Genomic DNA, 10,021 nt, shown 5'->3' with positions numbered 1-10,021 from the left:
AATGACGTTTGTGACGTTTTTATTGAAAATCGTTTTAAAACAAACACTTAAATATTGAGCAATTTTCCCCCGAAAGGTCATGCCCGGCAAAAGGGAGAATGATTGCAGACCTTTGGCAACCATGAGGTTCGGACTCCTGCCTGAAAGTGATTCTTACAGCCTATTGAGATTGACGCCTGTGGGGCTTTGGGCAAAGCTGAGCGGATTATTATCAGCAAAAGCACGTTTCAATGCCGATACCGGCATCGTCAAAAACACCACAGGATTGCCTTATGTCCCAACATTCGTCTCGAGATGCTGCCCGTTTGCGTGAGAGCGTCGCCAAACAGGAAAAATGGCATATTGCCAATGCGTTTACCGATCTGGATGTTTTTGCCACCGGGGCTGCCATACATAATGTGCGCTTTCACCTGGCCGATGGCCAAACAGTAACACCGCTGGCAGAAGCATCATGGCATGAGACGGCGATCGGCGATGTGCCTGCCCATATCCAGAATATCGGAGGGGAGTGGCCCTGTGTACCTTTCGGCAGCACCGCCAATGACAGCCATCATCACGGATATGGCAGCGACAATATATGGCATCTGGAAGAACGCACCGATACCAGCTTGCGGCTTGGCATTGATTACCCGGCGGGGCATGTCGTCAAAAAACTGGTTCGCACCCTCCGCCTGCGACCAGACAGCCCGGCAATCGAATGTGGTCTTACTATATATGTCAATCAAGACTGTACCCTGCCGGTCGGGCTACACCCGATTTTCCGCCTGCCGCAGGAAGAAGATGCCTTTGAAATAACCCCCGGTGACTATGGCCATGCCATGACGGCACCATTGGATATTGCCCCGGTCGCAAGCCAGCTTGGCGCGCATGAGCGCGTTGGCGCAACAGGACAGGTTTTGCGCAAGGATGGACAGCACATCAATATCTGGCAGCAAACGGCACAATTAGGCGAAGAAATTGTCTCGATCTTTGACAGCCGGGGAAATATGGCTCTGACTTACAAACAGGAAGGGTTTCGCGCCTGTTTAAGCTGGAACCCGACTGATTTTCCAAATTGCCTGATCTGGGTCGCGAATCCCGGCCTTGGTGCCATCAGCCCGGCGCCACATTTCCAGGGCATCGGGATTGAACCGGTAAATTCCTATTTCGATCGTAATGATCTGTCCCCGTCCGGAATGCCTAAAAGCGGTGTTGCGTTACAAGCGGCACATCCATGGTCCTGCCATTATCGGTTGTCATGCCAAAGCCTTAATAACGACGGGGCCTAAAACACACACCGACCAAACCCGAGCTTTTAAAACCGTATCGACCCACCACCCGTTGGCAGACACGGCCGGTTTTAGGAACATGAACCGGCTGTGATCGTTAACATCAGGGAATGCGTCCTGCATTCGGCCCTTTGGCGCCTGCCAACCGGCTGTGTTTTACGATGTCGGGTGATGATCATGAAACGTTCCGAACTGGACCCAGAAGATATTGTTATCAAGGAATATGACAGCCCTACAGGGGGCTGGGGTTCCTTGAAATCGCTGATAAAAAAGGCCGAGGAAAACGGACTTTTGGCATCCGACATATGGTCGCTGCTGGGCGAGCAAAACAAACCTGACGGGTTTATGTGTGTTTCGTGTTCATGGGCCAAACCCCGCGAACCCGGTACGTTCGAATTTTGCGAAAACGGGGCCAAGGCAACGATTTGGGAGCATGACCCGCATCGTGCTGATAGCAATTTTTTCGCGCGCCATACCGTCACCGAGCTTTTGGAATGGAACGACCACGACCTGGAAAAAGCAGGGCGGTTAAGCACGCCCCTGAAATACAACGCCGAAAGCGACAAATACGAACCGATAGAATGGAATGTTGCCTTTCGCGAAATCGCCGCCGAACTCAACCAGTTGAACCCGGATGATGTTATTTTTTATGCCTCGGGCCGCGCTTCGCTGGAGGCATCGCATATGTATCAGTTATTTGCTCGTATTTACGGGTCCAATAACCTGCCCGATTCATCCAACATGTGCCATGAATCCACATCCGTAGGCCTGCCCAAATCCATTGGATCGCCTGTGGGGACGGTACAACTGGAAGATTTTGCCAAATGCGACATGATCTTTTTTATTGGTCATAATGTTGGCGTGAACGCCCCACGCATGTTGCACCCGTTGCAAGAAGCGCGAAAACGCGGTGTTCCGCTGGTGACGTTTAACCCGCTGCCCGAACGCGGCCTGGTGCGGTTTAAAAACCCGCAATCCCCCACCGAGATGTTATCGCCCGGTCCGGGCACCGAAATGTCGAGCGACTTTTTACAGGTAAAATCCGGCGGGGATTTGTCTGTTTTAACCGGTATTTGCAAACATTTGCTGGTGCTGGAGGGCGAAGCCAGAAAAACTGGCAAACCTGCGGTGCTGGACCACGATTTTATTACGCAGCATACCAGCGGCTTTGAAGAATTTTGCGCCTTCCTGCGTGCTGCAAACTGGGATGAAATTGTTACACGGTCCGGCATTGAACGGGCCGAAATTGAACGTATTGCCGCCCTTTATGCCAGCAAGGAACGGGTCATTGCCAATTATGGCATGGGATTGACCCAACACCGGGAGGGTGTGGAAAACGTGCAGATGCTGTGCAACATGTTGTTGATGCGCGGCAATATTGGCAAGGAAGGTGCGGGTATTTCGCCGGTACGCGGGCATAGCAACGTACAAGGGCAGCGCACGGTTGGCATTTCGGAGAAACCCGAACTGGTGCCGCTGGACAAGCTGGCCGAATTTTACCGCTTTGAGCCACCGCGCCACAAAGGCAAGGATACCGTTGAAGCCTGCGAAGGGATGTTAAACGGGACGGTTAAGGGGTTTATCGGCCTGGGTGGCAATTTTTCCCGCGCTGTTCCCGACACAGCCCTGGTGGAAAAAGCCTGGCGGCGCATGGATTTGCATGTGCAAATTGCAACCAAACTAAACCGCAATCATTTGCTGACAACACGGGCCACCTATTTACTGCCCTGTCTGGGGCGGAGCGAACGCGACACCCAGGTAACAGGTGACCAGTGGGTATCGATGGAAGATTCGACAGCCAATATTCACGGATCCTTTGGCAACCGCGCCCCGGCAAGTGACAAATTACTATCAGAGCCCGCAATTATTGCCCAATTGGCAATCGCGACCTGCAAAGACAAAGCCGATGTACCCTGGCAGGAGTGGATAGATGATTATGCCAAAATTCGCGATGCAATCGAACGCGCCTATCCCGATGATTTTAAGGATTTCAACCAGCGCTTTACCCATCCGGGCGGGTTTCATCGCAATATTGTCGCCTGCAAACGCGAATGGAAAACGGATAATGGCAAAGCCAATTTCATCACCCCGCAAAACCTTGATACTGACCCGGACATACACGCCAACGGCATTGATGTTCTAACTTTGCTGACAATTCGGTCCAATGATCAGTTCAATACCACCGTTTATGGGTACGATGACCGGTTACGTGGCATTCACGGCACCCGCATGGTGATTTTGCTAAACCCGAAAGACATTGAAAGACTGGCATTAACCGACGGCGAAATGGTTAATCTGACGGGTGCAACATCCGACGGGGTTGAGCGCCGGGTTGATGGCCTGCGCGTTGTACCCTATTCGATCCCGGAGGGAAATTGCGCCGGATATTACCCGGAACTAAACCCGTTAATGCCGTTATTTCACCGGTCACGTACGGCCCATGTTCCAGCAGCAAAATCCATTCCCGTACGCATTGAAAAAACGTTGCAACAGAACCGGCATTAGAAAATTCCCCCTGACTGCCCCCATTTCGCCATAACGTAGGAAGGAGCATACCATGCGCCCCGATGACAAACGCGAAGCCGCAATTACCAACACCGTACAACGACAACAACAGATACAGGATGAAGTGGCAAAGGCCGATGCAGCCGCGCCTGAACGCAACAATAATGCGATGCAGGCCGGGGCACGTGATTATCCCGTACCGCCATTTGAAAAAACCCATCAGAACAAACCCGGCAATGAAGCCAGTTTATCGCCCGAGACAATGTATGATGCGCCATTTTACAAGGGATCAGGTAAGCTGGCGGGTAAAGTTGCCCTTATTACAGGGGGTGATTCCGGCATTGGCCGTTCGGTTGCGATATTAATGGCCCGCGAAGGGGCCGATATTGCAATTTCGTATCTTGATGAAGACCGTGATGCCAGGACCACCCGGGATGCCGTAATTAAAGAAGGGCAAAAATGCCTTTTGCTGCGCGGTGATGTCCGCGAAACCGATTTCTGCAACGAGGCCGTTGAAACAACCGTTTCAGAACTGGGCGGACTTGATGTTCTGGTCAATAACGCCGCTTTTCAGGTTCATACCCGCGAAATTGAGGATTTAAGCGACCTTCATTTTGATGAAACCATCAGAACCAATTTACATGGCTATTTTCAAATGGCGCGTGCCGCGATACCGCACATGAAAAACGGGTCAGCAATCGTCAATACGGGGTCCACGACCGGGATTTCCGGGAATTGGCAATTATTGGACTATTCCATGAGCAAGGGCGGCATTCACGCCTTTACCCGTGCATTGGGGTCTAACCTGATAGATCGGGGTATTCGCGTAAATGCCGTTGCGCCTGGCCCGGTATGGTCGCCCCTTAACCCGTCTGATCGCCCGGCCGGGGAAGTCGAAACATTTGGCGCCAACACGCCGATGAAACGTCCTGCCCAGCCCGAAGAACTGGCACCGGCCTATGTCTTTTTGGCATCCTCGCACTGCTCAAGCTATATCACTGGCGAAATACTGCCCGTTATTGGCGGCTATTAAAGCCCTGCAAGATAACAGGGGCGGGCATTAACAGCCCGCCACGTCACATATACAGCCAACGGCAAGACCCTGACTGACAAAGAACCCGAAAAAACAAGGAGTCCGTTATGATTCCCGACTGGCTGCATGCCATTGCCATCATTTCGCTGTTGATGGGGCTGGTAAGTGCCATTGTCATTATAATCGCCGAAATGCGCGACCCGCAGCACATGTGGATCATGAATGTGGTGTGGCCGCTATTTGCGCTATTTGCATCGGTTGCGGCCTTGTGGCTGTATTTTCATTATGGGGTACTGGCATCGCACGGATCAATGATGCCCGCGATGAAAAACAACAAAACCCCGCCCAATAAACGCTTTACCCCGTTTGGTATTATGGTGGCCAAAGGAACCGCGCATTGTGGCAGTGGTTGTGCCCTGGGCGATATCATTGCCGAATGGCTGGTATTTTTTGTGCCTGCCATCGCCGTGTGGCTGGGATATCCTTCGTTCTTTTCGGAAAAAATGTATGCCACCTGGATACTGGATTTTATTCTGGCGTTCGGTTTTGGTGTGGTTTTTCAGTATTTCACCATCAAACCGATGCGTGATCTTAGCTTTGGGCAGGGCATTTATCAGGCAATCAAGGCCGATACCCTGTCGTTGATATCTTGGCAGGTGGGCATGTATGGCTTTATGGCAATTGCCCATTTCCTGATATTCAAGGACATGCTGGGAGCAGAGCTTGAGGTCGCATCGGTTGAATTCTGGTTCATGATGCAAATCGCCATGTGGTGTGGCTTTGCAACATCCTATCCCGTTAATACCTGGCTGATCAAAAGCGGCGTGAAAGAAAAGATGTAATTGCCGCAGCCACCTGCCCCGGATTTCGGCGCCAAACCCGTCTGACAGGCCCGTTGCCCCAAAGGGCGAAACAGGCCTGTCCTTTTGCCTGTTTTGCTTTTCCCCGCCGACTGATCTAATCTGCAAAAAAACAAGATAAAATCGGCGGAGGAACATTATGAGATCGACCGCACAAAATGCGCCGGGGAAACCCGCGCATGTTTATACACCGCTGCCCCCGGCAAACCGCAATGCGGATGCCGAAAATGCGTCGCGTGCCGATATTTCGCCAATGGATAAAAGTCCCACGCCCGCCCACGCGGCCCCCACGCCTGACACACTGGAAGATACACCGCGCAAGGATACCAGCGAAAACGGGCCGGGGCCGGAATTTGGCCCGTGGCTGGCGCAGGCATCGATCCTGATTGTCGATGACGAACCGGGCATGCGCAATTTTCTTGCCCGCACCCTTGGCCCACGTTGCAAACGGCTGGAGGAAGCCGCCGATAGCAGCGAGGCATCGCGCAAGCTTGATGAACATCATTTTGATGTCGTGATCCTTGATAACATCATGCCGGGTAAAAGCGGTGTCGAATGGCTTATGGAACAACGCGAAATCGGTTTTTTTGCCGACGCCATATTAATGACCGCCTATGCCGACCTTGATACCGCAATCAAGGCATTGCGGGCGGGAGCGGTTGATTTTGTATTAAAGCCCTTTCGATCCAACCAGATATTAAACGCCGTTGCCCGCTGCCTTGACCGGATGCGCCTGCGCCGGGAAAACTATGTGTTGCGCCATGAATTAAGATCGACATCCGACCATGTATTGCTGCGCGACAAGCTGATTGGCTATTCCCCCGAAATTCAGGATATTCGCGATACCATCGCCCGTGTTGCCCCGCTGCCGACATCCATTTTGATTTCGGGTGAAAGCGGAACGGGCAAGGAAGTCACGGCACGATCCATCCACGCCCTGTCAGACCGGGCCGACAAACCGTTTGTGCCGGTGAATTGCGCTGCCATCCCGACCGATATGATCGAGGCGGAACTGTTTGGCCATTTAAAAGGTGCCTTTACCGGTGCCAATCATGCCCGCGACGGCCTGTTTTTACATGCCCAGGGCGGCACCCTGTTTTTGGATGAAATTGGCGAATTACCGCTGGCAACCCAAAGCAAGCTTTTGCGCGCCATTGAAGACCGGCGCATTCGTCCCGTCGGGTCCGAACGCGAGGCGCCGGTTGATTTACGCTTTATCTTCGCCACCAATGCCGATCTGGAGGCCGAGGTTGAAGCCGGGAATTTCCGCGCAGATTTATTCTACCGGATTAACGTGATGCAAATGCACATGCCCCCCTTGCGCGATCGCGGCGATGATGTGCTGGAACTGGCCGGTTTGTTTATGAACAAACTGGGCAAGCAACTGGGTATGCCGCCCGTAACAATGGACGGAGCCGTTCGGGCCGGATTAACCCGCTATAACTGGCCGGGAAATGTGCGTGAATTACGCAATTTAATTGAACGGTCGCTTATTTTGGGGCGTTTCCCCCCTGAATTTCGGAACGATGACGCCCGTTTTTCCGATAGCAGCGAAACCGAAACGCTGGACGAACTTGAACGTCGCCACATTATGACCATGCTGCATAAAACCGGGGGTAATCGCAACGAAGCCGCACGCAGACTGGGCATTTCACGCAAAACCATCGACCGCAAATGTGCGGCATGGAATGACTAGGCCGCCGTCACCGCAAGCAACCATTGAACCGGGCGGGCGATCTGTCCGATTTCGATTGCTGGCCATTGCCTTGTTACCAACACTGGTGATTTTGCCACTGATGCTGGGTTTTATGATGGCCCGGTGGAATGGCAAATTTGATGCCCTGTTGACATCAAAGGTGCATGGCGACCTTACCATCGCCCATCAGTATTTCAGCCATATTCTGGAAAATACCGGCAAACAGATCGAGGCATTGGGCCAATCGGTTTCGTTTCGCGACGCCCTGCGCGACAACAACCTTAACCAGAACCTGGATCAGGACCAGAACCTTGCTGCCCTGCTTGACCGGCAACGTCAGAAAATGGGACTGGATTTTTTATATCTGATCACCAGTCGCGCGCATGTTACCAGTGCATCACCTGCCACGGCCACCGCCAACCCGATAATCAGCCAAAACTGGCCGGTTATTCAGACAGCCCTTCAGGGTGGATCATCCACCGCCGTTGATATTTTTAAAAATAGCGACCTTGCGGCAATTTCACCCGCCATGGCGCGCCGCGCCCGCCTTGACCTGATCGATACGCCAAATGCCATGCCGACCGACCAAAACATTGAAAGCCGGGGCATGGTGGTGCATTCCGCCAGCCATGTGGCACTGCCCGACGGCAGCACAGGGGCATTGGTTGGCGGCATTTTGCTGAACCAGAACCTTGTCTTCATCGATACCATCAATGACCTGGTGTATCGCGCCAGCAGCCTGCCCGAAGGCAGCCAGGGGACAGCCACCCTGTTTTTGGATGATGTGCGCATATCAACCAATGTACGCCTGTTTGAAAACCGCCGTGCCCTGGGCACGCGGGTGTCGGGTGCCGTGCGATCTGCGGTTTTAGGCGATGGCAAGGTGTGGCTGGATCGGGCGTTCGTGGTCAATGACTGGTACATTTCGGCCTATGAACCGATCACGGACAGTTTTGGCAAACGGGTGGGCATGCTTTATGTCGGCTTTTTGGAAAAACCCTTTACCCAAACCAAATATGAAAGCCTGATTTTAATATTTGGTGCCTTTCTGGTGGTTGCCACCATTACCATCCCGGTGTTTTTGCGCTGGGCACGTGGCATTTTTAAGCCACTGGAGCGCATGACCCGTACCATTGCCCGGGTTGAAAATGGCGATTTGGGTGCACGTACCAACCTGCCTGCCGCCCGCGACGAAATATCCCATGTTGCCATGCATCTGGATGATTTACTCGATCAGGTACAGCAACGCGACCGACAACTGCGCCACTGGAATGACGAACTTAACACCCGTGTTGATGAGCGTACGGCAGAACTGCAAAAGGCCAACCAGCAGCTTGAAGCGGCGACCAAACAACTGATCATGTCGGAAAAACTGGCCGCGATTGGCGAAATTACTGCCGGAGTTGCCCATGAAATCAATAACCCGGTCGCGGTGTTGCAGGGAAATTTTGATGTGATGTGCAACCTTTTGGGCGACAACGCCAATATTGCCCGCACCGAAATTCGCCTGATCGACGAACAGGTCAGCCGCATCAACCAGATCATGACCAAACTGCTGCAATTTGCCAAACCCGAGGAATATGCCGGTTTTGTTGAACGCCACGATGCGGGTGAAGTCATCAATGACTGCTTGCCCCTGGTGCAACATCTGTTAAACCGCGCCGCCATCAACGTAACGCTGACCCATACCTCGACCCGTTTCATCGTAATGAACCGCACCGAATTGCAACAGGTGCTGGTCAACCTGATTGTTAATGCCCTGCATGCCATGCCCGATGGCGGCACCTTGACCCTGATGGATCAGGACATGGCCCGCGACGGGGAACCAGGCATTTTAATTACCGTTGCCGACACCGGCATTGGCATGCCCGCCGATGTCCTGACGCGTATTTTTGATCCGTTTTTTACCACCAAACGCCGCGAAGGCACGGGCCTTGGCCTGTCGATCAGCAAAACCCTGATTGACCGGCAAGGCGGCAGCTTTGATGTAAGCAGCGAGCCTGGAGAAGGTACAACCTTCCTGATCTGGCTGCCTGAAGCCAGCTAAACCGTAAACACCAACCACGATGTGTTGACCAAAACCGGCTAACTTGATCGCGCAAACAGCTTCAGCGGAGCTACCGCCATATGCCTAATAGCTGTTTCATGATGGTTTGATATTATTGCTGATCGCACAGGAACGGTAAAAACGACCCTGTTGCCCCTTCATTGATCATTAAAATCGACATGCGATTGGCATAGTCCAGTTCGGCCGGGCTAGTCGGGCAAACATGAATGCGCGCGACACAGCCCGACTGGATAAACCGGTTTTGACGGGTCAAAAAATCCTGTCCCAAACCGGATCCCTCACCCCCATTTTCAATACTGAAATTTGTAAACAGGCGACATTTCTTTTCGGTCCAGCTTGCCGCGGCACTTTGCCCTGCCTGCGCCATTTGCACATAGGAAACCACAAGCACCACACCGGCAAAAACCTGCATAATATTTAAAATACGCATTTTCCAAATCACCTGCTTATCCGTTGGCAAACCATAACTTCGGACAGAAATAAGCCCGTTAACGGTTACATTTTGATCAATAAAAATGGATAAAGACCTGCTTTCGGGCTTCATTATGGCAATTAAGCTAACACAGCCACACACAAAGCTTTAACACCCGG

The 10,021-nt window shown here is 52.5% G+C and carries 7 protein-coding genes; 6 read left to right on the top strand and 1 reads right to left on the bottom strand.

Annotation, left to right across the window (positions count from 1 at the left end):
* The first annotated feature begins 272 nt into the window (after positions 1-272).
* From THS27_RS19700 to THS27_RS19675, 6 genes are all read left to right on the top strand, one after another.
* Positions 273-1,268 (top strand): hypothetical protein, encoded by a 996-nt coding sequence (locus tag THS27_RS19700; protein ID WP_085593772.1) that lies wholly within the window; start codon positions 273-275, stop codon positions 1,266-1,268.
* 177 nt (positions 1,269-1,445) lie between these two features.
* Positions 1,446-3,773 carry an FdhF/YdeP family oxidoreductase gene (locus tag THS27_RS19695; RefSeq protein ID WP_085593778.1) on the top strand — a complete coding sequence of 776 codons (2,328 nt, stop codon included), beginning with the start codon at positions 1,446-1,448 and terminating at the stop codon, positions 3,771-3,773.
* 52 nt (positions 3,774-3,825) lie between these two features.
* Positions 3,826-4,806, top strand: coding sequence for an SDR family oxidoreductase (locus tag THS27_RS19690; RefSeq protein WP_085593771.1), 981 nt, complete (start codon positions 3,826-3,828; stop codon positions 4,804-4,806).
* A 107-nt stretch (positions 4,807-4,913) separates the two neighbouring features.
* Positions 4,914-5,648: a DUF4396 domain-containing protein gene (locus tag THS27_RS19685; protein WP_085593770.1), complete on the top strand. Its 735-nt coding sequence runs from the start codon at positions 4,914-4,916 to the stop codon at positions 5,646-5,648.
* 157 nt (positions 5,649-5,805) lie between these two features.
* Positions 5,806-7,362, top strand: a complete 1,557-nt coding sequence (locus tag THS27_RS19680) for a sigma-54 dependent transcriptional regulator (RefSeq protein ID WP_246833041.1) — start codon at positions 5,806-5,808, stop codon at positions 7,360-7,362.
* Positions 7,355-9,409, top strand: coding sequence for a cache domain-containing protein (locus tag THS27_RS19675; protein ID WP_085593769.1), 2,055 nt, complete (start codon positions 7,355-7,357; stop codon positions 9,407-9,409). The genes THS27_RS19680 and THS27_RS19675 overlap by 8 nt, the downstream gene beginning before the upstream one ends.
* Before the next feature lie 112 nt (positions 9,410-9,521).
* Here THS27_RS19675 and THS27_RS19670 read toward each other — a convergent pair whose 3' ends face one another.
* Complete coding sequence (locus THS27_RS19670) at positions 9,522-9,860, bottom strand: hypothetical protein (protein ID WP_139835674.1); 339 nt, start codon at positions 9,858-9,860, stop codon at positions 9,522-9,524.
* Positions 9,861-10,021: the final 161 nt, after the last annotated feature.

It is taken from the genome of Thalassospira sp. MCCC 1A01428 (genome assembly GCF_002115825.1).
Taxonomy (GTDB): Bacteria; Pseudomonadota; Alphaproteobacteria; order Rhodospirillales; family Thalassospiraceae; genus Thalassospira.
Note: the sequence above shows the minus strand (reverse complement) of the source record. Positions and strands in the feature narration are given on the sequence as shown.

Coding starts and splice junctions, on each gene's coding strand:
- THS27_RS19700 (WP_085593772.1), top strand. CDS start 273: ATGTCCCAACATTCGTCTCGAGATGCTGCCCGTTTGCGTGAGAGCGTC.
- THS27_RS19695 (WP_085593778.1), top strand. CDS start 1,446: ATGAAACGTTCCGAACTGGACCCAGAAGATATTGTTATCAAGGAATAT.
- THS27_RS19690 (WP_085593771.1), top strand. CDS start 3,826: ATGCGCCCCGATGACAAACGCGAAGCCGCAATTACCAACACCGTACAA.
- THS27_RS19685 (WP_085593770.1), top strand. CDS start 4,914: ATGATTCCCGACTGGCTGCATGCCATTGCCATCATTTCGCTGTTGATG.
- THS27_RS19680 (WP_246833041.1), top strand. CDS start 5,806: ATGAGATCGACCGCACAAAATGCGCCGGGGAAACCCGCGCATGTTTAT.
- THS27_RS19675 (WP_085593769.1), top strand. CDS start 7,355: ATGACTAGGCCGCCGTCACCGCAAGCAACCATTGAACCGGGCGGGCGA.
- THS27_RS19670 (WP_139835674.1), bottom strand. CDS start 9,860: ATGCGTATTTTAAATATTATGCAGGTTTTTGCCGGTGTGGTGCTTGTG.